This window comes from Streptomyces erythrochromogenes (genome assembly GCF_036170895.1).
GTDB lineage: Bacteria > Actinomycetota > Actinomycetes > Streptomycetales > Streptomycetaceae > Streptomyces > Streptomyces erythrochromogenes.
In genome coordinates this window covers 2,299,936-2,325,370 of the sequence record NZ_CP108036.1, presented here as the reverse complement: position 1 = coordinate 2,325,370, position 25,435 = coordinate 2,299,936, and the positions used below count along the sequence as shown (strand labels likewise).

The window sequence follows — 25,435 nt, the reverse complement described above, 5'->3', positions numbered from 1 at the left end:
TGCTTCTCCTAGGCCTGTGCGACGGAGCCGTCGTGGGCGGAATCGAGGACGGCCAGGACGCGCAGCATCGGGCGGCCCGTCGTCAGCAATGAGTCGGCGAGGCGGGAGAGTTCGTCCTTGGTCTCCTCGCCCGCGAGGGTGGACTGCTCCCACTTGCCGAGTCGCTGCCGGTACTCCTCGATCGGGGCGAGGAGGGCCTCGTCCCAATCGGAGCGGTGGCGCGACAGGAAGGCCTCCGCGGCCTCCAGCGCGTCCGGGATGCCCGCCCGCAGGCCGTCCACGTCGTGGCGGCGCAGGGGGTTGGCCATCGTCGGGCCGATACCGGCCTCGCGCAGCGTCCCCACCATGTCGTCCGTGACTTCCTCGCCCGTCACGGCCATCCACTTCACGACCGTCGGGCGGCCGAGCGCGTTGGAGTAGATGCCCTGTACGAGGTACACGGGCGCCTCGACATCGGCCGTGATGACCGGGGCCTCCTGGCGGCCCAGCTTGACGAGGACCTTGTCGGTCAGCCACTCCACCACCGGATGGAGGTCGGTGAGCAGGGAGATCTCCGGCCAGCTGGAGGTGCCGGACTCCCGGGCGCGTACGAGGGAGCGGTCGGCGAGCTTGCGGTTGAGGGTGACCAGCAGGCGCTCGCTCAGGCGCTGCTCGCGGCGGTAGTCGGGCGGCAGCGCCTTCAGCCGGTGCACCAGGTCCGCCGGGGGCTTGAACGAGATCAGGCCGTTCTCGGGGTCGCGGTCCATCCCGAGGGACTGCTGGGCATCCGGGAAGACCTCTCGGACCGCCTCGTCTACGAACTCGCGCGTCGTCGTGAAGAGGCGGGGCACATGCGCCTGGGGAGGGGCGGCCGAGGAATCGTCCGATGCGGGAGCGTCGGTGGCGGCGGGCTCAGTCGTGTCGTCGACCTGGGCGAAGAAGTCCGCCAGGAAGTCGTCCGCCCCGCCCGCTTCCTCGGCGGTGTGCTGGAGGGACTCGTCGACCGTGCGGCCCTTGAGGAGGTCCTGGATCAGCGACTTCTCCTCGGCTTCCGCGCGGTACAGACCGGAGACCGCCTCCGCCGTGCCGAGCGAGCGGTGCGCCTCGTCCTCCCGTTCCAGCAGCCGCTCGGCGACCGTGCGGTCGTCCTTCGCGCCGTCCACCTCGCTGGTCAGGATCAGGGCGCGGAACTGCGGTTTGTTGGTCTGCCCGTACCGGTCGATACGGCCGTTGCGCTGCTCGATCCGGATCAGCGACCACGGAACGTCGTAGTGGATGAGCTGGTGGCACTGGCGGTGCAGGTTGACACCCTCGGAAGCCACATCGCCGGTGAAGAGGATGCGTACGGGTGCGTCGGCGAGACCGAAGTCCTCGACGCACTGCATCTGCTGCTCGTCGGAGAGGCCGCCGTGCATCACACGGGCCGCTTCCTCCAGGGCCTTGCCCTTGAAACCGAGCGCGGCCGGCACGGTGGACCGCAGCCACTCCAGGGTCTGGACGCGCTCGGAGAAGACCACGACCCGCGTCTCGCTGCGCGGCCCGACCCCGATCGCCTTCAGCTGTTCGACGAGGGCCGTGAACTTGGCCGAGTCCTGCTCGGTCATCCCGGCCGTCAGATCCCGCAGTCGCTGGAGCGCGGCCAGTTCGGCGCCCGTCGCCTCCAGGACGTCCTTCTTCACCAGCGTCTTGATGCGGGCTTCGACCGTCGAGCTCAGGGCGGCATGCGAGGAGAGGAAGGACTTGAGCAGGGTGTAGGGGAAGAGCGGTACGTCGCTCACCGATCTGCCCTCGGCAGGCAGCCAGACCTGGGTCAGCTCCTCGAAGATCTTCTCCTCGGCCGGGGTCGCCGGGCTGTGCACCGACTCGGAGGGGCCCCGGTCGGCCCACTGGCCGGACATCTTCTCCCGCACCTCGGCGCTGACCTTGGTGCGCCGGATGAACAGGTGCTTGATGTCCTCGGCCGAGTACCGCTCCGGGTCGCGGATTGCCGCCGGGTCGAGCAGTGCGATCAGCTCGGCGAACGAGCGGGCGTTGCCGTTGTGGGGGGTGGCGCTGGCGAGGATGAGGGCGTCGGTCTGCGGGGCGAGGAGCTGGGCGAGCTGGTTGCGCAGCGAACCGCGGTTGATCAGGTTGTGCGACTCGTCGATGACGACGGCGTCCCACCGGATGTGCTCCAGGTGGTGCTTGTACTGATCGGTGTTCTTGAGGGTGTCGATCGAGACGATCACGCGCTTGAAGAACGTGAAGGGATTGCGGCCCGCCGGGATCTCCCGCTGGATCCGCTCGATGCCCGCGGAGTCGAGGCGGATCAGCGGGATCGCGAACCGCGTCCACAGCTCGTGCTGGAACTGCTCCAGGACGTGCTGCGGGGTCACCACGAGGATGCGTTCGCCACGGCCGCGGCGGATCAGCTCCGCGAGGGTGAGACCGATCTCCAAGGTCTTACCGAGGCCGACGACGTCCGCGATCAGCATGCGGGGGCGCAGGTTCCGGCCGGAGAGAGCGAGCTGAGCCGGTCGCTGCTGGTAAGGGAGCGGGTCCAGGAGGAAGCTGTCCGCGAGGGCCAGGCCGCGCTCCGCCTGGGCCAGGGGGGTCTTGCGGAGGATCGCTTCGAGGAAGAGCCGGCTACGACGGAAATTCGGGGAGTCGTCGCTGATGAGGGTGGTCTTGGCTGGGTCCATCAACTCGATGCCCGGTGCGCCGTCGCGGGTGCGCTCCAGGCCGGTGAAGAACACGGCCTCCTGATCGCGGACGAACTCGGAGATCCCCACGGCCTCGATCCGGTCGCCGTCGTGGTCGGTCCGGGTGACGTTCTTGACCAGCCACTCCTCGTCCCGTACGACGATCTGGGCGCCGGGCGGGAGGCTCGTGCCGGCCCCTGGGGTGGGCTGCCGACTGGACTGCTGGGCGGTCACCCGCGGTACCTCCTGGTAGATGTTGAACTGTGAAGATTTTCTGTTCGCCGCTGGTCCAGTACAAGAGGGACGGCTGTCCCTGTCTCGCCGGCCCCTGTGATACGGCCGGGACCTGATCAGAAAGCCGCGGTCGAGGCGTACGTCTCGCGGAGCTGGGCGGCGATACGACGCGCGGCGGCAGAGCGGCGCGGGCCCGCAGGCAGTGCAGGCGCAGGCGTGGGAGCCGGGGTGGTCGCGGCGACTGTGGGCGTGTACCCCGGCCCGGGAGCCGGAACGGGCTGCTGCGGCAGCGGAACGGTCGGCGCCACGGCCACGGCATCCTGGCTCGGGGCCAGGGCAGTCGTCGCCTCGGCGTAGACCGGAGTCTCCGATGCGGACGGGGCGGTCGCCGGTACCGGTTCGAAGACATGCGGTTCGCATGCGGACGAAGCGAGAGAGACCAGCCGCCGCCGGGCCTGGGCCACGGTCGACCCGTGCGCCTTGATCACCTTCACGCACTGAGCGACCACGTCGTCCATGGTCGGACGGTCCTTCTGCGCGTACTGGAGCATCGACGACAGGAGTCCGACCAGTTCCTCCGGGGCACCTGACAGGTCGGGGGCCTTGTCAGGGTTGGTGATGTGGCTGAACAGCACCTGAACGTGATCTGCCTGGTACGGATAGTGTCCGGTGGTCATGAAGAGCAGTACCGCCCCGAGCGCGTACACGTCCACCGGGGCCGTAAGCGGCTTCTCCCCGTTCGCCTGCTCCGGCGCCATGCAGGCCGGAGTGCCCATCACCATGTTCGGGGCGGTGAGGGAGGCGCTGGACTCCGCGAAGACGGCGAGGCCGAAGTCGATGATCTTGGGGCCGTTGGGGCCGAGCAGGATGTTCGCCGGCTTGAGATCCCTGTGCAGCAGACCTTGGCCGTGCACCCCGGCCAGTGCCTCGGCCAGGGTCGCTCCGAGGGAAGCGGCTGCCAAGGGCGGGAGGACGCCGCGCGCATCCAGCAGCCGGCGCAGATCGGGGCCCTCGACGTACTCGGTCGCGAGCCACGGCTGCTCGGACTCCGTGTCGGCCTTCACGAACGCGGCGACGCGCGGACCCCAGACCGTCTTGAGGACCTCGATCTCCTGGGCGAACCGCTGCCGGGTCTCCGAGTCGACGACCGTCGGCTTGATGACCTTCACCGCGACGGCCTCACCCGCGGCGGACTCGCCGAGGTAGACCTGGCCCATGCCGCCGTGGCCGATCCTCCGCAGCAGCGTGAACCCGCCCAGCTCCGCCGGATCATCCGGGCTCAGCGGTGTTGTGTGCACTGGGGTCCTCACCTTGAAGCTCTGCCGCATGGTCGCGCGCGTACGCGTCATAGGGTATCGGCGGCCTTCGGCGCTCGGTCCGGTCTGCGGACACTCCCCGCTCCTTGGCCTGATATGGCCCATGTGACGCTCAGGGTCCTTCGTCTGCTGTGGTCCACGACCACCTCGCGAACGACCGCTGGGCCGAGGAGTGCGAGCGGCGCAATCTTGAGTACGCGCTGACCCGCCGGGGCGAGACCGTATCCGCCGCAGTGCTACAGGCCGTGTTGATCGAGCATCGCCGTCAGCCTGCGCGTGCGCTTTTGGGCGGTGCGCAGGGTGGTCATGTAGGTGGTGAACTCGTCCTCCGTGCCCAGGGTGCGGTGGCAGGCACGGGCGCTGAGGAGGAGCTCCGTCAGGTGTTCGTACGTGGCGTCGCCGGTACGGGTGAGGAGCGGGCCGATCAGTCGGTGGTACACGGCCAGGGCGTCTCCGGGGCGGTGGTCCCGGGTGTGGTCGGCGAGGGTGAGCCATTGGCTGTCGCGGCGTGGCCCTCGGTGCCTGCCTGCCAGGCTGCGTCGTGGTCGCCGTCGTCCAGCAAGGCGTCGATCAGGGCAGGGCCCGGGCGGCCGAGGCCGATGAGGGGCTGGGTGTCTGCGCGTAGCGCGTCCAGCGCTCGTGTCCGCTCGGTCTCGTCCCAGCAGCCGGCCGCGCGGGCTGCCGTACGCAGGTGCTGGTACGCGGCCAGGGAGCGGCGGCGGAGCAGCACCTCACGGCGGATCCGCACGACATCGGCCGGGCGGCCGGACCGGATGTAGCGCTCGCACGCGTCCACCAGGCGGGTCTCAGGGCCGTGGTCGGGTTCGGCCTCACCCAGGCCGCGCTCCGCCCACTCCAGGGCTTCGACCGGGCGTCCCGCCCGCTCCAGCTCCCGGGCGATCAGCAGATGGGTGGCGCCCGACGGGGCCATGTCCGTGGCGTGCAGGGCGATGAGCGCGTCCACACTGCCCTCCATGCGCAGCAGTTGTTCCATGAGGTCTTTCGCGGCCCAGTCCTCGGCGTTCTCGCGCAGGGCTGCCGCAGCCCGTTCGTGTGCCCCGCCATGCCCGTGCTCTTCAGAACGTCCGCGTATGCGGACAGGAGGATGTCCGTGGCGTGGCCGAGGTCGCTCAGGAGGTGGTCCACCAACCAGTCGGCGGTCCGCGAGGGATCGGGGTGGGCCACCAGACAGGCCTCGAGGTGGGCTGCGGCCAGTCCGTCCGCCACGTTGCCGATCACCCCGTCCGAGTCGTCGATCTCCCCGTACGTCCGGGCGAGGGCTTCGACCGCTTCCCGTGCCATGTCCACGGCTTCCGTCGCCCTCCCGGTCGCCGTGAGGTTGCGCAGCACGGAGACCGCCTCCGCGGCCTGCAGGCCGTAGGCACGGGCGTCCGCGTACTCGACGTAGCCGTATCGGGCGAAGGGCCGCGTATCGAGCAGAGTCAAAAAGCGCTCCCGCACGGCGCTGGGATCGTCGTCGGCGGTGGATGCCCGCAGTTCCAGCCGACGGCGCAGGTCATGGTCGGCCGCGATGTGCTCCTTCACCAGGGCCAGGAGTTCGCCCCGGCTGCGAGTCTCCAGCCAGGTGGTGAGCTGTCGGGAGCGGGATGCGGCGGCTGCACGGTGCTTCGGTACCGACTCCGATTGCTGCAGGACGGTCAGGCCCACCGCCACGCAGTGCTTGCAGAAATTGCCTTCTCGCCCGTATGGGCAGTCGCAACACCCGGTGAGGCCGTCCTCGTGCTCCGTCAGCTCGACTTCGTAGATCTCGGTGCCGTCGACGCTCGCGGTGGCCGTCTTCTCCCCGATCTCCAGCGCCGACACAGAGGAAAGGTATTCGAGGCCGCGCTCGAACGACCTAGCCCCAGCCGGTCGGCGCAGCGGGTCCCTTCCGAAGCCCTTGCCTAGACGGTTCGGCAGGAGACTCGGTTGACGATGGGCGCCGTGACCGGCATCGAGAAAGCTGCCCACGGCCCGCCACCGCACTGCACTGCGCACTCCGGCGTGGACCGCCGGGCACCGCGGTGGCGGCAGTCCGTGCCTCGTCAATTCGAGCGTGTCGTCCTCGGCCGTGCCGGCGTTGCCGGGTTCGGTACGCGACGGTTGAAGACCCACACTCCCTGTGAGTACGTGGCTCCCAACACCCGGCCCGCGTCGCGGAGCCAGGGGTTCGCCTTCTGGAACGGTGCGAAGTTGTCGTTGGAGATGATGACCCCGCCGACTTCCTCGGCGATGCTGATCACCAGCGCGTCCCCCCTGCCTTCGGTGCCTGCCGGAGGCTGGACGACCTTCCCGTCGGCGATCGCGGCTTCCACCCGGGGGCGCTCTTCGGCGGCCACGTCGTGGCGCAGCGTGGCATCGACCACCACATGGATGTCACGGCCATGATGCTTGAACTGCAGGGATCGGATGGCGGCCTCCAGGGCCGCGAAGCTCGGCCTGCCGCCGGCCGCGCGGGGAGGCCTTCCGTTCCAGGCGAGGTTGGAGCCATCCACCACCAGCGCAGACGTGCCGGAGTCTGCAGTCCGGGGTGAAGACCGTGGGGGAGTGGGCTTGGGAGCGCTGACCGTTCGGCCGTCCGGTCCGCCGTGCCGCGGATGCGGTGGCACGGGGGTCTGCCGGACCGGCGTGACGAGGTTGATCAGGCGATTGAGCTCGTTCTGCACCTCGGGCAGGACGTTCCCGTCCCCGAAGACCTTCACCTCCCCGTCGAGGACCACCTCACCGGTTTTTTGGAGAGTGGCCCTGACGGTCAACAGGCCTTCCTTGCTGTAGGTGTACTCCAGGTCGAAGATTCCGTCCTCGGCCTTGCCGCGCCGCGGGTACGTGAGGACGAGGTCCGTCAGCTTCACGTTGTCCGGGTGGTCGACCTCACGGTCCGGGTCACCCTCCCAAACCTCCACGGTCAGCTCGGAGACGTTGTCCCTGGTCGGCTCGTACGACTTCACGCGCTGCTGCGGCAGACGCTGGTTCCGGTCGATGAGCGCGCTGAAGTTCCGTCTGCCCTCGCGGTCCTTGGTGATGGTGCCGAGGGCATGCGTGTTGACCACGCGGATGATGCTCTTCAGCTCGCCGTCCATGGCGGCTGCCGTGATGGCCGCTCCTTCGGCCACCGCGGTCATGGGGTCGCACAACGCGGTATCGACGAGCTCGCAGTCCAGTGCCTCCGACACCGCCGCGCGTACGGCGGGAATCTGGCTGCTTCCGCCGATCATCAGGACCGCGGTGAGGTCCCGCGGGTCGATCCGAGCCTGCTCCAGACATTCCTCGACCGGGTCGAGCGCTCGGCTGATGAGGTCCTGTATGGCTTCGGCGAACTCGTCCTGTCCGATCGTGACGACGGCCCCGTCGGGAGTATGGACGTCGACCGATTCCTGGTGGGAGAGAAGGATTTTGGCCCGCTCGATGTCGAGGGCGAACTTCCGCTTCTCCGAGTCGCTCCACTGACCCCGTGCGGGGGCCCGCTGGAGGACCAGGCGACGCAGCCGGGCGTCGATCTCCAGACCGCCGAGTCGGTTGACGCCTCGGCTCGCCTTTTCGTCGAAGAAGCCGTCGTCGTGCAGCAGCAGGGTGGCGTCCATGGTGCCGCCACCCCAGTCGAAGACCAGGAACTCACCGTCGATTTCCATCTCGTGTGCGTAGGCGATGGCCGCGGCTGTCGGTTCGTTCAGCAGGGTGCGGACCGAGATCCCGGCGGCACGCGCGGCCTCACGCGTCCGGAAGCGGGCTGCTCCGGTCGCGTTGGCGGGAACGGTGATGACGGCTTCGCGGATCTCGGTGGCGGCTTCCTCCTCCGCAGCTCCTGTGATGGCGTGGAAGACGCCGGCCGCGGCCGTGGTGGCGGCGAACCTCTGACCGCCCAGGCTGACGAACGGTTCCTCGCGCAGCATCCGCTTGCACGCTTCGACGGCCTGCTCGGAGCGGAGCTTGGCCTCCCAGCCGAACAGCGTGCCCGGCCGTAGGGAGCTGGTTCCCACGACCGACGGATAGAGCAGCTCGAACCCCTTCCGCCGCCAGTTGGCATCGAGCCCCTGCCCACCGATCTCCAGTACCTCGACGTATTCGCCGTTCCACTGGGCGGCCACGGAGTTGGTGGTCCCGAAGTCGATTCCTGTCGCCGTCATGCCTCTTCCCCCCCATTGACACCCGCGGGGGCGGCGACACGCCGCAGTTGTCCCGCGAGAACGACCTTCCCGGTCAGCTCGTCGACGTATGCCGGGCTCAGTAGTTCGAAGGTGTCTCCCTCGCCCTCGGTCACCACGAAGCGGTCGCTCTCTTCGGGCTCCGTCACTCGGAGCAGTCGAAGTTCGCGCAGGTGGTCGGACATCGCGCTCTCGACGGCTTCGCTGCTGTCTCCGGCCCGGGATCGGAGCAGTGCATCGATCTCGGCGAGGCGGCCGGTGAACTGGGCACGCGTGCGGAACTCGTCCAGGACTGCCCTGCGTACGGCGGCGGCGAGGGAGCTGGACGAAGGCGCATTGCCGATCTCGGCGGCCTTCAGGGCGTCGGGCAGTCGACTCGTCACCCCCTTGATCACCGATATCGCGTCGATCGGATCGGGCGCGGCCGGAATTCCGGCGACGTCGGTCGACGGGGCCGGAAGCTCGGAGCTGCGTTCCCGACGACGCCTCAAGCCCCCGGGCTTGTGCGGTGCTTCCTTCGCAGTCGCGCCGGGTTGCGTTTGGCCGCAGGCGGGGCACGGGCGGTGGGAACGCTCCCTCTTGGGGATCTTCTTCTTGGGAGGCATCAGGCTCTGCTTCGTTCGGTTCGGGCGGTGGATCAGATCGCGGATGCCGGAGTGGTCATCGCGCGGAGCTGTGGCGGTCGAGGTGGGGAGCGGTGCTGCGGAAGTCGTCGAGGAGTTCGACGGCGGCACGGGCACGAATGGTTTCCAGCTCCCCACCACTCGTCACCGGCGTCCGGCGTGTCAGGGCCTCCACCGGCGGCACGAGATGCTCCGGTACCTGGGAGGGCATCAGATAGCGCGATGGGTCCAGCGGCAGCTGGTAGAAGACGTCCCAGCCCGCCTCACTGCGCAGGGCTCCTCGGATGCGTTCCTCGGCCATGTTCAGGGCGGATTGGGCTCTGGTGTCGCCTTCGTGTCGGCGGAACACCTCTCGGCAGCGTTCCTCCCACGCATCGGCGCCGTGATCCAGGCCGATTTCGAGGAAGGGATTACTGAACCGGCCTCGGTTGTTCCGTTTCGTCTCCCGCCACGCACGCAGGAGCCTGAGGTTGCGTTCGGCAACGGAGCTTCCGTGAGCCGCGGCCATCTCCGCGTACTTCTCCGCAGAGTCGAGCAGTTTGTCCCTGGCCGAGGGTGACTCGGCGTTCTCACTCTGCACGGCGGCCGCGTAGGCGGCGAGAGCACAGCCTTCCTGCACGAGCTCCGCCGCGATCCTCCGGCTGTTGCTGCCGCCGCGCGCCAGCGACTGCGCCTGACGGGCAGCAGCCTCCAGGTCGCCTGTCTTGGCCGCATCGTATGCCCGCTGCACCGCGACGAGGGCGTAGAAGGTACTGCGGCCGGCATCGACGGTCTCCCGTGGTTCCCACAGGGCGGCCATCAGCCGCCACAGCCCAGGGTCCTCGCCGAAGGCAGTCGGCCACTGTCCCGAAAGAGCACCCGACTTGAGATCGCGCAGTTCGATCTGCTGGGTACGGGGCAGCGCCGCGTCGAGTGCGTCGAACACCGACAGGTCGCCGTCCAGGACGACGTCGTACAGCAGATCCCACACGTCGTCCGGCTCCTGCCGTGTGAGTGGCTCACCGCGCAAGAAGGACTGTCGACGCAGGAAGCCCTGCCAGCCGAGCGTCGACGCCTCCTCCTCGGTGATCTTCTCCGGCGCGAGCCGTGCGCGCAGGTAGAGAGCCTCCCGCGCATCCCGCGCCATCCAGGGCGTGTCCTCGGCAAGCAGCCCGCCGCGATCGACGAGATCGTCGAGGACGGTCAGGGGAGCCCACGGGAGCAGCTCGTCCAGGAACCGGTTCGGCAGGGGCACTGCGCCCCGGGTGGCGGCGGTGGCGAAGAGGGAGAAGGCGGGACCGCCCGTAACCGCGTGGGACCGGGTGCTGACGAGGTCCAGGCTGGGCGCTGTCGAGCACAGCAATCGGCACCGCTCCAGGCCGGCCTCGGTGAGCCATTGCACCCCGGCCGACCACAGGTTGCGCATGTGCCCCAGTACCGAGGCCGGCGGAAGGAGGGCAAGGCCCGAGCGGACGGCGGGCAACAGCTCCACTCGGTCAGGATCCCCTTCCAGCGCCCGGAGGAGCACAGCCTTGTCCGGCTCAGCTATCCCGGTGGCGGTGGCCGTCTCCGTGAGCATGTCCAGCACGGCTTCGACTGCTTCGTTGCCCCCGACACCGAGCCACCGCCACTTGCGCTGCACGAAACCGCTCACGGCAGTGGGGTCTCGTCCTTCCCGGCGTTCCTGCGCCCGGGTCAACCGCTCGCGTTCGGCTGCCTTTGCCGCCTGACGAGCGGCGACCGCATCTGTCATGTCGTACACGGCGACAGGTTATCCGTGCACCCTGACAGACCGTACGGTCGCGGACGCATCGTGACCTCGGCGAGGCATGGTTCGACACCATGGGCCGGGCGCCGTACACAGGACAGCGGGCGGCCGACGCGACATAGAAACAAAACTGCATGCTGCCGTAGCCGGTGCGGCATACTCGCGAGGCATCCGAGCCGCCCCGCGGCGAGCCACGCATGCCGAGGCGGCTGTACGACCGGTTGGCCGGCCGATGGGCCGGACGCTGTCGGCGGACCTCGAGGTCCGATCAGACGGTCGACGTACCGTTGAACGAGCTGCTCGACGACGCCGTGGATCTCACCCCGGGCCGCTACGTCTGAGAATCACATCGCGACTGTGCCACCGAGTACGACCGTCTGCCACGGGATTTGACGCAACAGGCCCGTCGACTGGCCGTGCTGCTACTTCACTTGTCGAGGAGAAGGCGCTGGCGCTCTGGACGGCCCGTCCGTCAGTGTTGCCGACCTCGCGAGGGCCGGACTTGTGGAATACGGCGATTCCGAGCCGGCCTCCGCCGTGCGGCGTGCTGATCAGCAGGTCGGCCACCTCCTCGATGTCCGCCAGCAGCCCGGGGGGATCCTGGTGGAGATCGAGGGTGTGCTGGTGGATGACGATGCCGGCATGGCGCACGGTGTGGGCCGCGTGTGCCGCGTTGCCCTTGGCGTACACGAGGTGGCCTGACGGCAGGCCCAAAGCGGTGCAGTACGCGAGCATCTGATACAGGTCGGCGTCGGGGAACCCGTCCCGCTTCTCGGCCTTGTATTTAGCGTCCACCACAGCGCACAGGGCTCCGCCCGGCCCGTACAGCACGAGGTCGGGTTTCATCCGGATTGCGGCGGCCTCGTCGAGGTGGTGCGGCTCCTGGAGCCGGGCCACAAGGCCGCGGGAGCGGCAGGCCTCCCGTAGTGCCACGGTCACGAAGTCCTCGAAGAGCTTGTTCATGTCGAAGAGGAACCCGTCGACGCGCAGTCCGCCGGCGGCATGCTCGGCCGATGCGCCGTCCAGGACGACACGGGCCAGGTGAAGCGCCTGGTGGTATCGGGCGTTGAGGCGCGTGGGCTGCCACTTCGGCAGCGGCTGCCCGCGCACCAGTACGGCCGCATCGGCGAGTCGGGCCCGCTGGTGGTGGAGGCGGCGGCGTACACCGGTCGTCACACCGGGCACTCGCAGCAGGCGCTCCAAGGCTGCGCGCAGGATGCGGTTCTCCGCGATGTCGGTGGTGAACTCGTCGAAGGCGACCTCGATCGGCAGCGTGGCGCCGAACCGCCTTCGGATCTGCTCGGACTCCCGGATGCGACCGCGCACGACGAGAGAGGACTCTTCTGCCGCTCGGTAGCCCTGAAGAAGCCCCTGCCGCAGAGCCCGGTCCACCTGTCGTTCCACGGTGTGGGCGAAGGCGGGCAAGAGATCTCTGTGCTCGGCGACTTCCACGCTCCCTTCCCGCCAGATGTCGTCAGGCTTCAGGGCGTAGCCGAGGAGGAAGAACAGGCGGGCGATGGGGACCTTGGAGGTGACGCGCACGGTGACCCGGGTGCCGTCCGGCGCGGTGTAGGTCATCGCGCCGACTCTGCTACCGGCTCGCAGCGACCAGCGCCCCGGGAGATACGGATCCGGGGCAGCGTCCACCATGTTCCCTGCCGCCAGGGCTCGTCCGATTTCCTCCGGCAGGGGGACGGAGCGCGCGGGGGCGTGCTCGACGAGTTCGACGACCCGGCTCACCCGAGCGATTCCCGAAGCGCTGCAAGGCCGTACCGCTTCTGGACGTCGACACCCTCGCCGTAGTGGTGTTCCTCCAGCAACGGGAGGATCTTGGTCCGCCAGGTGCGCTCCAGCCCGCCCTCCCGGTAGACACCCCTCTTCATCAGATACGAGGGCCCGATGCGGAAGTCGGCGTCGTCGACCCGGGCGTTGAGTGCATCGAGCAGCTCGGCCGGCTCGCTGCCGCGGCCCGCCTGCGCGAGCCAGCGACGCAGCAGTCCGCTCGTCGGTTCGGTGCGCGGTGAGAGCTCGACGAAGGCGAAGCGTCGCCGCATGGCCGCGTCGACCAGGGCGATCGAACGGTCCGCGGTGTTCATGGTGCCGATGACGAACAGGTTCGGTGGCAGAGCGAAGTCGTCACCGGAGTAGGTGAGCCGGACGGACTTGTTCCGGTACTCCAGCAGAAAGTACAGCTCGCCGAACACCTTCGCGAGGTTTGCGCGGTTGATCTCATCGATGATCAGGAAGTGCGGGACGTGACGGTTGCCCTCGCGGGAGGCCAGATCGGCCAGCTCGCGCAGCGGGCCGGCGGTGAGCCGGAAGGCTACCTCGCGAGTCCGGGGGTCCTCCTGCGGCCGGAAGCCCTCGAAGAAGTCCTCATACGCGTAGGACGGGTGGAACTGTACGAGCTTGACCTGTTCGGGGCCGCCGCCGAGGAACTCGGCCAACTTCAGCGCCAGATAGGTCTTGCCGGTTCCGGGCGGGCCGTACAGCACGAGCTGTCGCTCGTCCCAGAGCAGATCGCGTACTTCACGCAGCCATGCGGGGTCGTGCACCAGGAGCTCGGCTGCCAGGTCCTCCGTCGGCTCGGGCAGCTCCAGCTCCCGCCGGGCGGTCAGCGCGGGCACCTCCGCGCCCGGGTCACGCTCTATCGCCTCCGCTTCCTCCGCGAGCTCCTGGTCGGTGAGGCCGAGGCCATCGACATGGGCCTGCACCGAGGTGAGGTCGACGACGTCGTGCTGGACGGACAGCTTCTGCTGCAGTTCTTCCGGAAGATCCTCGTACGGGAATCCGATCGGCTGCCACTCGACCGGTCGGCGGAGGTTGGACCGCCGGTCCTCGGAGCCGGAGTGCTCGGCCTCACCGGTGATCTCGCCTACGTACAGCCTGCCGCCGGAGATCGTGCACACGCTGTCGCCCGGCTTCATGCGGGACAGGAAGGCGTGCAGATCCTCGACGAGCTGCTGCTTCTGGCTGTAGGTCGCAGTCGACTCGTAGTCCTCCTGGACCAAGGTGCGCAGCTCGTCCTTGCTGACGCCTTCCCTCAAGCCCTGCCTCAACCTGGACGCGGCCAGGGTGACGCGCCCTTCCGGCAGCCAGAGGCGCTGTACGAGGTCGAGCCCGGTGACGTTGGAACCGCGGACGAGCCAGGGCCGGTTGGGGCCTGTTCGCACCCCGGACATGTAGTCGGACAGCGGACCGTCGTCCTCGGTCCGCCACTCCTCCCACCCGTTGCGCGGGGCCCCGACCATGACCACGGCCGCGAAGGACGGCGAGCCGAACACGACGTCCTCGGTCAGCTCCAGCCATCCGGGCCAGCGCGGCGAGGGCACGAGCACGCCCTGCGCCCTGAGCTCCTCACGGCGTTTGGCCGGCGCCTTGAAGTGCTTGCCGAGCGACGGCATGACGTGAACGCGAGCAGGAGAACCGGCCCGTACGAGGAACTTGCGGCTCCCGTTCGTCCCCGTCTCGTCCAGCAGCACCCCGCGTGCCCGCTCGATGCCGTCACCGTTGGGCAGACGCAGCCGGAACTCCGGGTACTCGTGGGCCATGGATCATCTCTTTCCTTGGTCCGTTCTCGCCCCGCAGCGTACTGCGGGAAACGGGTGTCGGTGGAGGCCGTCATGATGGCCGCATGCAGAAGCTCGAAGCGCACGAGATGCCCCTCCACAAAGTCTTCAGCAGTGACTACGACTTCCGGATCCCGGACTACCAGCGCCCCTATGCCTGGCAGGAGGAGCAGGCCGTCCAGCTGCTCACCGACCTCGGAGAGGCACTGGAGCGGGGCACCGTCGAGCCGTACTTCCTCGGCTCGCTGGTCCTCGTCAAGGAGAGCGGACAGCCGAGAGCCGAAGTCATCGACGGCCAGCAGCGTCTGACCACGCTCACGATCCTGTTGTCGGTGCTGCGTGACCTGACGGCCGAAGCCGAACTGCGGGAAGCCCTGCACAAGCTGATCAACCAGCCCGGTGACCCGATCCTCGGCAGGAAGCCCCAGCCTCGGCTGAGGCACCGGCAGCGGGACGCAGACTTCTTCCACAAGTATGTCCAGACCGGTGGCGCCGTCGGCATGCTCATCGCACTGGACAGGACCACGTTGGCGACGGACGCGCAGAAGGCCGTCCGGGACAACACGGCTGCCCTGCACAGTGAGCTGGAGGGCTGGTCCGAGGAACGCCGCCTCGGCCTGGTGAGAATGCTCGGCGAGCGGACCTTCCTGGTCGTGGTCGCCACCCCCGACCTGGAGAGCGCGCACCGCATCTTCAGCGTGATGAACTCCCGCGGCCTGGATCTGTCCCCTACCGACATCTTCAAGTCGCAGATCATCGGGGCCCTGGAGGACCCGGAGGAGTCGGCCAGCTGCGCCCGCAAGTGGGAGGACGCCGAAGAGATCCTCGGCAGGGACGACTTCGCCGACCTCTTCCTCCACCTGCGCATGATCTACGAGAAGAAGCGGGCCGAGAGGGAACTGCTCAAGGAGTTCCCCAAGCAGGTACTCGACCGCTACCTGCCGGACAGGGCGGACGTCTTCGTCAACGACGTCGTCGTCCCGTACGCCGATGCGTACGCCCAGATCCGCGACGCGCGCTATGAGGCGTCGTCCGGCACCGAGCAGGTCAACGCCTGGTTCAAGCGGCTCCAGCAGACCGACAACAACGACTGGCGACCGGCCGCGCTCTGGGCGCTGCGCAACCACGAGCACGACCCGGAATGGCTCGATCGCTTCCTCCGCGCGCTGGAACGACTGTCCGCCAGCATGTTCATCCGCCGCGTCTACACCACCCCACGCGTGACGCGCTACGCGGAACTGCTCCGCCAGCTCGACCAGGGCCAGGGCCTGGACTCGCCCGCGTTCGAACTCACGGAGGCCGAGAAGGCCGACACCCGTGCCCGTCTCGAAGGCGAGCTGTACCTCGTCGGCAAGATCCGCAAGTACGTGCTGCTCCGCGTCGACGAGATACTCTCCGAGGCCCACGGTGTGAGGTACGACCTTCCGCTCATCACCGTCGAGCACGTCCTGCCCCAGAACCCCCAGGCCGGTTCGCGGTGGACGAACCTGTTCGACGAGGACCAGCGCGCGTACTGGACCCATAGGCTCGGCAACCTGGTCCTGCTCAACCGAGTGAAGAACTCCGCCGCCCAGAACTACGACTTCACCGCGAAGAAGGCCAAATACTTCACCGGACGCAGTGGCGCGGTGCCCTTCGCCCTGACCAGCCAGGTGCTCCAGTACGAGGACTGGACGCCGGAGGTGCTGGACGCCCAGCAGAGTCAGCTGGTCGCCCTTCTGGTCAAGGAGTGGGCGCTGTGATGGGCTGACGCAGCCGAACGAAGCCGGTTCAGCCGTCCGCGACGCCTTCTCGTCCGTCCGCGACGCCCAATGCCGAGAGAAGGCCGGTCACCTCCAGCAGTCGCGTGCGGATCTCCGCCGGCCCGGGCGGCAGTTCACAGGTCCGGTAGTGGCACGCCGCGCTGAGCGCCGACCAGGTGGTGCGGCAGCGCCGGGCGGTGTCCTGGCCTGCGTACCACTCCAGGCAGAGCATCCGGTGCTTGCCGATCCGGGTCATGGACGGGGTGACCCGCCGCCAGTAGGCGTCCAGTGCCTGATCGAGTGCCATGCGGAGCAGGACCGCCGCAGCGCGGGCGCGCAGTCCGGGGGCCAGGGTGTGCACGGTGCTGGGGGCGGGTTGCACGAGGCCGCGTGCGGCGGTCACCAGGGAACCGGGGGACGTGCTCATCGGGCGCCCCCCGAACCATGAGTTCCCGTCGTGCTCCGGATGGCCTTGGCGAGTGCCTCGGTACGGCGCACCAGCCGCTTGCGGTCGTCGACCGTCGGGAGCGGGCCGTGTGAGCCGGAGTTGAAGGATTCGATCAGCGTCCACCCTCCGGGGTGGATCCGTTCGACGGCTTCCCGGGCGTGCCGGCCCGCGTCGCCCAGGAGGGCGAGGGCCACGTACGTCTTGGTGCGCTCCAAGGAGCCGACGCGTTCCTCCACGGCCCGCAGACCGAGCCCCTCCTCGTCGCGGAGCCTGCGGCGCGCCGTCTCCAGGCAGGCCGCCTCGACCACCACCCGGCACATGGCGGGGAGCACGTGGTCGGCCACGTCCTGCGGCAGGCCGGGGTCGAGGGAGACGGCCCGCGCTTCCGTGAGTGCCTGCTCCATCGGGTCGGAGAGGGTCTCCACACCCACCACCGAGTCGGTCTGACGGGTGATGCGCAGGACGGTCGCCTCGATGCCGAGGTGGGCGATGGCCTGCTGGAGCCGGGTGTCGTGGGTGAACACGATCACCTGTCGGTCGCGGGCGCAGGCGTCCAGGACCCGAGCCAGACCTTCCACCTTCTCGGGGTCCATGGACTGCACGGGGTCGTCGATCACGAGGAAGCCGAACGGGCTGGCCGCGTGGGTGGCGCGCGGCAGGAACAGGGAGAGCGCGAGTGAGTGCAGCTCGCCCTGGCTCATCACGCTGTAGGCGGGTGCGGACATGTCGTCCACGGAGACGTCCAATTCGACCTTGCCGCGGCCCGGGGTACCGGCGAGCGTCACGGAGCCGAGGGTGACGCTGCTGTGTTCGCACAGTTGCTGCCACACCTCCTGGGACTGCTGGGCGAAGGGCCGCAGACGCTCGTCGCGCAGTTCGTCGATGATCGGCCGCAGCCAGGAGCGGCCCTTGCGCAGGTGTTTGCGCCGCTCGCGGGCGCTCTCGGCCGCCGTTGCCACCCCCAGCCACTCCGCGAGCCGCACGGCTGTCGGCTGCCAGACACCGTCGTGTTCGGCGAGCTGCCGGACGGCGTTCTCCCGCAGCTGCCGGCAGGCGTCGTCCAGGGTGGTCGCGGCGCGCTGGATGCGATCGGCCAGCTCCCGGGGATGGGTGACATCCCTGCACTGCGCCCACTCTTGCCACACCGAGGCGAATGCGGGCGTCTCTCCCCTCAGCCACACCGGTACCGGCTGTACGAGGCCGTGGGCGGCCCGCACCGCGTCCGTCACCTTCTGCCGGGCAGCCGCCGCGTCCGCGGCCTCCGTCCTGAGCCGGTCCACCTCGGCACGCGCGCGTTCGGCCCACGCCTGGTCTAGCCGTTGCTCCGCGCCGCAGACCGGGCAGTCCGTGGCCTGCGAGCGCCGCTGCTGCGCCAGAGCCGCTTCCAGGAGTTCAGCCAGGCGATGGGCCTCTTCAGCCTGGCCGTACCGGGTCTCCTCGGCATGCGCGGCGGCCTCCCGCAGCCGCGCGACGGCCGTGCCGACCTCCCGCAGGTCCAGCTCGTCCAGGCCGGCGTACTGGCGCAGCCGGGCCAGTTCGGACTCGGCTGCCCGGTCACCGCGCTCCAGCAGCGCCCGCACCCGGTGCAGGTCGGTCGTGCTTCCCGACAGTGCCTGTGCGGCCTCGCGGGCGCGGGGGTCGTCGAGCGTGGGCAGCTCGGCGAGCAGGTCCGCGGTGAGCGCGTCCGCGTGTTTGATCGTCTGCTCGCACTCGCCGGAGGCGTCCTTGACCCTGCCGTCGAAGTCGGCGAGCAGCTCCAGACCGAGGAGCTTGAAGAAGGCGTCGTGCAGCCCGCCGAGCGTGCCGTTGATCATCGAGCCGAGTTCGCTGTACGGCAGGAAGGGGCGGGCCAGGTCCAGCGCCTCCGGGTCGATGACCTCCTCGAACTTCCGCTCGGAGCGGTCGGCGGCCTCGACCTCGGTCCGGGCATCGGTGACCTTGACCCCGAACCAGGTCCGCCGGACGGTGACGGCCTCGCCCCGCTCGCCGACGGTGAGCTCGACACCGACCTCGGGCGTGACGTCGGGGCTGTGCAGGTTGCGCCAGCCCTTCTGCCAGTCGGAGGCCCGTCGCCCCTCCCACCGGGAGTTGCGCCCCGTGATCGCCGTCTCTGCTGCCTCGGCGAAGCTCGACTTGCCGGAGCCGTTGGGGCCCGCGACGACCACCAGGCCGGGACCCGGCGGCAGTTCGAGCGTGGTGCGCGGTCCGATACCGCGCCAGCCGCCCGCGGTGATGGACCGCAGCTGGACCGGTTGGGCGCGTCCGCCGGTCCCCCTGGCCGGCTCGTCGGGGAGCAGTTCGCGCAGCAGCTCCTGCACCTCCGGTGCGAGGCCGGATTCGTCCAGGCGGGCGAGGAGGAGGGCGTGCAGAGAGGCAGAGCGCTGATCGGGCATGGGCGACTCCTTGGGCTGGGCGTGTTGGAGGGTGCCTCGCGGACTGATGACTCGCAGCGCCGGCGCACCGAGCATGGCGAGCACGTGTCAGCAGCGTCAACGTGGATTTACGTTCCCGCGAATTCGGAACTGTGTGCACGAAGTACCCGATAGTGGCGGTACGGGTGCCCCGGTTGCCTGGACCAAACTGCCGTGGCCGGCGATGGGGCGCGGGACTGTGATCGCTCGCGCCCTCTTCCTGGGATGATCTCTCTTATGTGGGTGGGGATTCGGGGAGGGGAAACACATGACGTACGGCCGCGTGGACGGGCCCTCGGCGGTTGAGTTCCGGCAGGCGCGCAAGGAGTGGATCGAAGGCAGGATCCAGGACCTTGCGGACGCGCTGGAGAGCGCCGGCCCGGATCTGTACGAGCTCCTGCCGGCGGATCTGGGAGAGCTCCGCCTGGCCGCGGCGCTCACCGTGGTCAGGGTCGCCGCGGACGAGGCGCGCACCCAGCCCGTGGCGGAGACCGTCCACTGGCTCGAGCGCCTGATTCCCGGCGGGCACCGCCACGACCTGGCGGGAGTGACCCGAGCCTTGCGTTCACGGCTGGCGGCCGGGGGCGAGCCGGCCGTCTGGTCCTGGAACGCCGCGGCATGGGAGGAGTTGGCCCTGTGGTGGTGGCGACGGCATCAGCCGGCCAGCGATGATCCCGAACAGGACTTCACCGAGTGGCGCTCCCGCTGGTCGGCGGAGATTCCCCGGAGCGGGGGCATCGACGAGCCCGAGCAGGCGCCGCGACGGCATGGCCGTGCGCTTCTCACACCCGCCGAGTTCTTCGCCTCGGAACCCGAACCGCTCAGGCTCCTGGCCCACGCGGTACTCAGGTCGCCGCGAACGCTCGCCGCCGTGGAGGATGCCGTCCTGCTGCGCGAGGAGCACCTCCAGGGCGCGGGGCACCTGAGGTGGCTGGCCGAACAGCAGGCCTGCGCCGACCAGCTCGAAGCGTGGCGCAGAAGCCAGCAGGAGACCGGGTCCGAGGCCACACGGGCCTTCCTGGCGGAACTGTCCGAGGCCGTCAAGCGCTATGCCACGCTGGTGCTCCAGCCCGTCGTCGAGGCCCTGTCGGCCGCGGAGCGTGCGCTGCTGGACGGCAGCCGGCCCGGCTCGCACCGCACTGCCGTCGACTACCTGGACGTGTTTCTCGACTGGCAACGGCAGCCGGACGCTGACGCATGGACGGACGAGGCGGTGAGCGCGGACGTGGCGCGGCAGGCCCGTGAGCGCCGCGAGCGGGGAGAAGCGACCTGGCAGGGCATGCGGGGCTCCATGCCCGTCTGGTACCACATCGTCGCCTCCCCGCAGGAGAAGGCGGCCGCGCTCGCCTACTCGGGTCGGCCATCGGCCTCCGTCGTCCGTGTCCGCACCGGCGGCGACGACGTGACGGTCCCGGGCCTCTCCCTGTTCGAGGGTTTGTTCGACGAGACCGACGAGTCGGCGGACTGGTATCCCGAACCCGGCATCGACGTGCCGTACGACCCGGACAGTGCGTTCGACCTGTGCGCGCTTCTCGCGCTGGCACAACTCGGCCATGCGCGGCTGGAATTCCTGACCATCCACCCGGAGGGAGCTGTGCGTACCCTCCGGGCGGTCCGCGCCCTCGTACGCGAGGACGATGCCAAGGCCTACCGGCGCTGGGCCCTGGCCGGGCTGGCGGAGGCGGCTCCCGACCCGGAGGACCTCGCCGACCTCATGGCCCGGGACCAGGAAGAGGACACGGACGAGTCGGGCGAGACCGGCGGACCGGAGGGCGCCGACCCGCAAGCCGGTCCCGACGGGGCTCCGTCCGCCGGGCCGGATGCTCCTTCCCCCGGCCGCCGCACCACCGGTGGCAGCCTTCCGCCCGAGCTGCTCGGCAAGGTGAAGGCTCTGCTGCGCAAAGCGGAGGACGGGGCCTCCACGGAGGAGGAAGCCCGCGCCTTCCTCGCCAAGGCCACGGAGCTCATGGCGAAGTACGGCATCGAGCAGGCCATGCTCGACGACCTGGAAGCGCCCGTCGGACCCTTGGACAGGGTCGTCGAGGTTCACCCGCCCTATGCCAAGGAGATGCGGCGGCTGCTCAGCTGGATCGCCGAGGCCATGCGCTGCCGCTCGGTCTATCCCGGAGGCAAGGTGAACCGCATGCGGGTCCACCTCTTCGGTTTCGAGCCCGACGTCCAGGCGAGCGAGGTCCTGTTCGCCAGCCTGCGGCTGCAGATGCTGGACGGAGCGGACCGCGCCGACCGCCTGTACCGGCCGGCCGGGGAGGACGCCCGGGCCTACAAGCGTTCGTGGATGCTCGGGTTCATCCGTGAGGTGACCGACCGGGTCAAGGCGGCACAGGAGACGGCACGGGCGGCCGCGCAGTACGAGCAGGAGGGCGCCGGAAGTGTGGCCCGCAGCGTGGCCCTGGTCCTCTCGGACCGGTCGACCGTGGTGGACGCACGCATGAACGACCGGTACCCCGCGCTGGGCAAGAGCCGGCCCACGAAGTTCAAGGGAACGGGGTACCGGCAGGGACGTGTCGACGGCCGACGCGCCGACATCGGCGGGCAGACCGACGTTCCCGGCACCCGCACCGAGCAGCTCGCCGGCTGATCGCGCGGCAAGGGACGGCGAGGGGACCGTTGGCCCGGCACACCTCGTCGTCCGTCGCCGGCCCGGCGACGACGTGTCCCGCCGGGACAGAGGGTCAGTGCAGGTCGGGGCCGCCCGCCGCGACGATCTCACCGAGCAGACTGATCTCCTCGTCGGCGTCGTCGGGGACGTCAGGGCCGTCGGCGGGGAACGGCCCGGATGCCTCCTCGTCGGCGAGATGCGGGTACTTCTCGAGGAGGAACCGTCGCCGGTACGCCATGTCGGCGGCGTCGACGATCCCCTCCAGAGTGGTCCAGTTGAGGGTGCTTCCCACGACGATCCCCACCGCGGGCACGGCCTTGCCGAGTCCCTTCTTGGTGAGGCGGAATCCGAACGCCTTCGCGAACTCCGTGGAGACCTTGGTCACGACTGCTTCGTTCAGGTCCTTCCATGCCTTCCCGCGGAAGAGTGCCTGGGTGAGCCGCGAGATGTCGGCCATCGCGGCGTTCTTGGCGGTGGCCGAGCTCGCCGTCCCGGCGTTGACCACCGACAGCACGAAGAGCTTCTCGGCAGGTTCCTCGGGGTCGTAGCCGTAGAACAGCGAGACCTGGCCGACCGCGCGGGACGCGAGCCCGAGGACGGCTGCGGTGTCGGCGACGAAGGCACCAGCGATCGCCCCACCCGAAGGTGCTGCCGCGGCGCCGGCGGAGGCGGCGATGACGAGCTGCCCTCCGGAGATCACGAGTCCCGCAGTGGCTCCGGAGAGCGCTGCGGCAGCCGGGAAATACCAGCTCGCGGCTCGTCCGCGGACCGCGTCGACCTGTTCGAGGTCGAGGCGGCGCAGGTCCCGCAGTGACGCAACGTCGTGCCCGCGCTTCTTGTGGAGCGCCACCACCCGCTTGGAGGAGAGCCCCGCCCGCGAGACCCGTCCCACCGTCTGCCGTAGGGAATGCACGGCGGTGCCGCTCCAGTCCGGTAGGGCGTCGGCGGCTCCGCGAGCCCCGGCACCGACCTTGTGAGCGCCCTTGGCGACGAATGCCTGTCCGCGTGAGACCGCCGATTTGGCCCGAGGGTGGTTCTCCAGTTGCTTCGCTGCGCGCTTGCCGAGTATCGAGACGCCGTTGGCCACTTGCTCACCGGCGTTCCTCATGGCTCGTGACAGCGGCCGGCCCTTGAACTGCTGGATGGCGTTCCATGCATCGATCTCGTAGTCCGACGGGAACCGATCGGCCTGCTGCGGGTACTCCGGGTCACTCATGGTCCGTGACGCTCCTGTCTCTGGGGCGAACTGTCGGGCGGGCGGAACGCCGCTCCCTCGTGCCGTGGCCGTGGCCGTGGCCGGGGCGGAGTGCGAAGCGAGGCGTAGGTTCCGCCGTCCACGAGGGGCCGCTCCAGGTTCAAGCCGACCGCCGCCATGCGCACGTACGCGGTGAGCGCGAGCCGCTGGGTGCGGTATTCCGCCTTACTCGCCGGGCTGGTTGTTCATCAGGGCGCCCGACTCCGACTGGAGGGCCTCCAGGTCGCGCCCGACCGGGTTCCTGCGGGGTACACCCACTGCCTGCTGTCGCGGCCCATCGTGCCAGAACGGACGTTGAACAGTCGCCGTTGCCGATGATTCCGGTCGGAGTCCGTAGATCCTGAATTCTCCCCGTGGGCAGGCACGCGGTCTGCCGGTTCGGTTGCCTTGCGTCCTATGATCGCCACTCCGTGTACGAGGGGGGCTGGGCATGGCGGCTGGAGCGTCGCAGGAGGCGCGGCGGCAGGAGCGGTTACTGCGGGAGCAGTGGGAGGCCGCCCGGCGGCAGGTTCGGTGGTCGGGGGCGGGCGGGGAGGGGGAGCGGCGGGTCCTCGCGCAGTTGCTGGTGCTGACCGCGCGCGGCTGGCGGTTGCTCGTCGGGCGGGCCGGGAGCGGGGACGGGGTGTTGGTGGGGCCCGGCGGGGTCTTCGTCGTCCGCGTCGAAGACAGGGCGGGGGAGGGCGGGCCGCCGGACGAGGGCGCGGGCGGGCTGCTCGCCGCCACAAAGGTCGCCGAGAGCGCGGTCGCGTCGCTCGGGATGTCGCCTGTGGCGGTCCAGCCGGTCATGGTGCTGGCCGGGCAGAGCCTCGACCGCGCGCTCGGGCGGATACGTCTGCTGGGGGAGCAGCAGGTCGGGCCCGTGCTGCTGGCGCAGCCGCGCCGGCTGCGGGCGGAGTCCGTCCGGGCGATCGCGGATCACCTGGAGAGGGTCCTCCCCGGCTGTGAAGGGCTCGTGCTCGAACAGGGCGCGGCGCCGGACACCACCCGACAGGCGTCCCCCGACGGGCTGTTCGATCTGGACGGGCTGCGCGAGGCGGCCCTGGAGGGGGCGCGGCGGGCGCCGATCGAGCAGTGGATGACCTTCCTCCACCCCGATCAGGTGGCACTGGTGCGCCGCAACTGGTCGGGCCCGGCGCGCATCAGCGGGCCGGCGGGGACCGGCAAGACCGTCGTCGCCCTGCACCGTGCGGCCCATCTGGCCCGGCGTACGACGGGCCGCATCCTGTACGTCACCTTCGCCAACAACCTGCCCCGCGTGCAGAGCACCTTCCTGCGGACCATGGCTCCCGCCGTCGCCGACCGGGTGGACTTCCGCAGCCTGCACTCATGGGCCCAGGAGTTCCTGCAGGAGCGCGGCGTACCGGTGCGGCTGAACGGGGACAAGGCCGAGACCGCCTTCAGCCTGGCGTGGAAGAACCTCGGCCGCGGGAGCCGGTTGGTCCAGATCGACCCGGGTCCGGCCTACTGGCGGGAAGAGATCGACTACGTCATCAAGGGGCGCGGTCTCACGCGCTTCGAGGAGTACGCGGTCGTCGTCAGGAAGCGGCGCAAGGCGGGCCTTCACCGTACGCAGCGGCAGTCGGTGTGGGAGCTGTACGAGGAGTACGAGGCGCGGCGTCGCGAGCGCGGCGTGCACGACTTCAACGACGTGCTCTCGCTCGCCCTCGGCGAGGTGTCCCGAGAGACCGAAGACAGGGGCGGGCCCCCGTACGCGGCCGTCGTCGTGGACGAGGTCCAGGACCTCACGCTCGTCGGGGTGCGCCTGCTGCACGCGCTCGTCGGCGACGCGCCCAACGGCCTGCTGCTGGTCGGCGACGGCCAGCAGACCGTGTACCCGGGCGGCTTCCGCCTCACCGACGCGGGCATCGACATCCGCGGCGACCGCGGGCAGGTGCTGCGCACCAACTACCGCAACAGCAGGCAGATCCTGGACGCGGCCCTCGCGGTCGTGGCCGACGACGCGTTCGAGGACATCGACGGGGAACCCACGCCGGGCCGCCGCGACGTCGACCTCACCTACCACGACGGGAACGTCGTGCGGGTCGCCGAGCCCACCGCGGACGCCCACGACCGGGAGCTGGTGGGTGCTTTGAAGGCCCTGCCCGACGGCGCGCTCGCCGACACCGCCCTGCTGTGCGCCTCCAAGTGGGCCCTCGGCCACTACCAGCGGCTGCTGGCCCGGGCCGAGATCCCGGTGTGCCAGCTCGAGCAGTACGACGGCAACCCCGTCGACGCAGTCAAGCTGGGCACCTATCGCCGGGCGAAGGGGCTGGAGTTCAAGAACGTCTTCCTGCCCCGGTACGACGCCGAGTCCGCGGTCGGGACGCCGGGGACGGACACGGCGCGCGAGCGCGCGGAACTCCGGCGCAGCCAGCTCTTCGTGGCCATGACCCGGGCCCGTGACCTGCTGTGGCTCGGCAGCGTCGCCGACCCGCCGGCGCGGTGATCCCCGCGTGATCGTTCCGGTGCGGGCCGGCTGTGGCCGCGGACATAATCGGGCCGGGCCCTCTCCTTCACAACTTCCGCCGCCCGAAGGACGGATCGTCGTCGGTGGAGACGGCGGGCCGGCCCGGCGGTCGGCGCACGAGCTCCAGGACGTGCACCGGGAACGGGTGACCCTCGTGATGCCCGGACTGACAGACCGCCGTGCGGCCGTACCGGACCTGCG

Annotated in this window: 16 protein-coding genes; 3 read left to right on the top strand and 13 right to left on the bottom strand. The window is 69.8% G+C overall.

What is annotated here, in order from left to right; genetic code table 11:
* Positions 1–8: 8 nt before the first annotated feature.
* The 10 genes from OHA91_RS10380 to OHA91_RS10335 form a co-directional block, all read right to left on the bottom strand.
* Entirely contained in the window at positions 9–2,894 is a 2,886-nt protein-coding gene (locus OHA91_RS10380) for a DEAD/DEAH box helicase (protein ID WP_328739152.1), read from the bottom strand.
* Positions 2,895–3,010: 116 nt separating this feature from the next.
* A complete protein-coding gene (locus tag OHA91_RS10375) occupies positions 3,011–4,192 on the bottom strand; it encodes a serine/threonine-protein kinase (protein WP_328739151.1) in 1,182 nt (393 codons plus the stop codon).
* Between the two features lie 254 nt (positions 4,193–4,446).
* Positions 4,447–4,650: a hypothetical protein gene (locus OHA91_RS10370; protein ID WP_308288976.1), complete on the bottom strand. Its 204-nt coding sequence runs from the start codon at positions 4,648–4,650 to the stop codon at positions 4,447–4,449.
* Positions 4,635–5,174, bottom strand: coding sequence for a hypothetical protein (locus OHA91_RS10365; protein ID WP_328739150.1), 540 nt, complete (start codon positions 5,172–5,174; stop codon positions 4,635–4,637). Before OHA91_RS10365 ends, OHA91_RS10370 begins: the two co-directional genes overlap by 16 nt.
* Positions 5,111–6,034: an SWIM zinc finger family protein gene (locus tag OHA91_RS10360; protein ID WP_328739149.1), complete on the bottom strand. Its 924-nt coding sequence runs from the start codon at positions 6,032–6,034 to the stop codon at positions 5,111–5,113. The genes OHA91_RS10365 and OHA91_RS10360 overlap by 64 nt, the downstream gene beginning before the upstream one ends.
* Positions 6,035–6,255: 221 nt before the next feature.
* The gene (locus OHA91_RS10355; RefSeq protein WP_266492416.1) at positions 6,256–8,334 is read right to left on the bottom strand and encodes an Hsp70 family protein; all 2,079 of its coding nucleotides are present in this window, start codon (positions 8,332–8,334) and stop codon (positions 6,256–6,258) included.
* Positions 8,331–8,843, bottom strand: coding sequence for a hypothetical protein (locus OHA91_RS10350; protein WP_266492419.1), 513 nt, complete (start codon positions 8,841–8,843; stop codon positions 8,331–8,333). Before OHA91_RS10350 ends, OHA91_RS10355 begins: the two co-directional genes overlap by 4 nt.
* 169 nt (positions 8,844–9,012) lie before the next feature.
* Positions 9,013–10,707: a hypothetical protein gene (locus OHA91_RS10345; protein ID WP_266496785.1), complete on the bottom strand. Its 1,695-nt coding sequence runs from the start codon at positions 10,705–10,707 to the stop codon at positions 9,013–9,015.
* A 333-nt stretch (positions 10,708–11,040) separates the two neighbouring features.
* The gene (locus OHA91_RS10340) at positions 11,041–12,462 is read right to left on the bottom strand and encodes an McrC family protein (protein WP_408059160.1); all 1,422 of its coding nucleotides are present in this window, start codon (positions 12,460–12,462) and stop codon (positions 11,041–11,043) included.
* Complete coding sequence (locus tag OHA91_RS10335; protein ID WP_266492422.1) at positions 12,459–14,273, bottom strand: DUF4357 domain-containing protein; 1,815 nt, start codon at positions 14,271–14,273, stop codon at positions 12,459–12,461. Before OHA91_RS10335 ends, OHA91_RS10340 begins: the two co-directional genes overlap by 4 nt.
* A gap of 83 nt (positions 14,274–14,356) precedes the next feature.
* Here OHA91_RS10335 and OHA91_RS10330 point away from each other — a divergent pair, with 83 nt between their 5' ends.
* On the top strand, positions 14,357–16,033 hold the full coding sequence (locus tag OHA91_RS10330; protein WP_328739148.1) for a DUF262 domain-containing protein: 1,677 nt from the start codon (positions 14,357–14,359) through the stop codon (positions 16,031–16,033).
* Between the two features lie 28 nt (positions 16,034–16,061).
* On the opposite strand, the gene OHA91_RS10325 is transcribed toward OHA91_RS10330, so the two are convergent.
* Positions 16,062–16,460, bottom strand: coding sequence for a hypothetical protein (locus OHA91_RS10325; RefSeq protein WP_266492426.1), 399 nt, complete (start codon positions 16,458–16,460; stop codon positions 16,062–16,064).
* Positions 16,457–18,874, bottom strand: a complete 2,418-nt coding sequence (locus OHA91_RS10320; protein WP_328739147.1) for an AAA family ATPase — start codon at positions 18,872–18,874, stop codon at positions 16,457–16,459. Before OHA91_RS10320 ends, OHA91_RS10325 begins: the two co-directional genes overlap by 4 nt.
* Positions 18,875–19,160: 286 nt before the next feature.
* Between OHA91_RS10320 and OHA91_RS10315 the strand changes: the two genes are divergently transcribed.
* Positions 19,161–21,491, top strand: coding sequence for a DUF2786 domain-containing protein (locus tag OHA91_RS10315; RefSeq protein ID WP_328739146.1), 2,331 nt, complete (start codon positions 19,161–19,163; stop codon positions 21,489–21,491).
* A 94-nt stretch (positions 21,492–21,585) separates the two neighbouring features.
* On the opposite strand, the gene OHA91_RS10310 is transcribed toward OHA91_RS10315, so the two are convergent.
* Positions 21,586–22,728, bottom strand: a complete 1,143-nt coding sequence (locus OHA91_RS10310) for an EcsC family protein (RefSeq protein ID WP_266492434.1) — start codon at positions 22,726–22,728, stop codon at positions 21,586–21,588.
* A gap of 469 nt (positions 22,729–23,197) precedes the next feature.
* Here OHA91_RS10310 and OHA91_RS10305 point away from each other — a divergent pair, with 469 nt between their 5' ends.
* Entirely contained in the window at positions 23,198–25,213 is a 2,016-nt protein-coding gene (locus OHA91_RS10305) for a UvrD-helicase domain-containing protein (RefSeq protein WP_328739145.1), read from the top strand.
* The last annotated feature ends 222 nt before the right edge of the window (positions 25,214–25,435 follow it).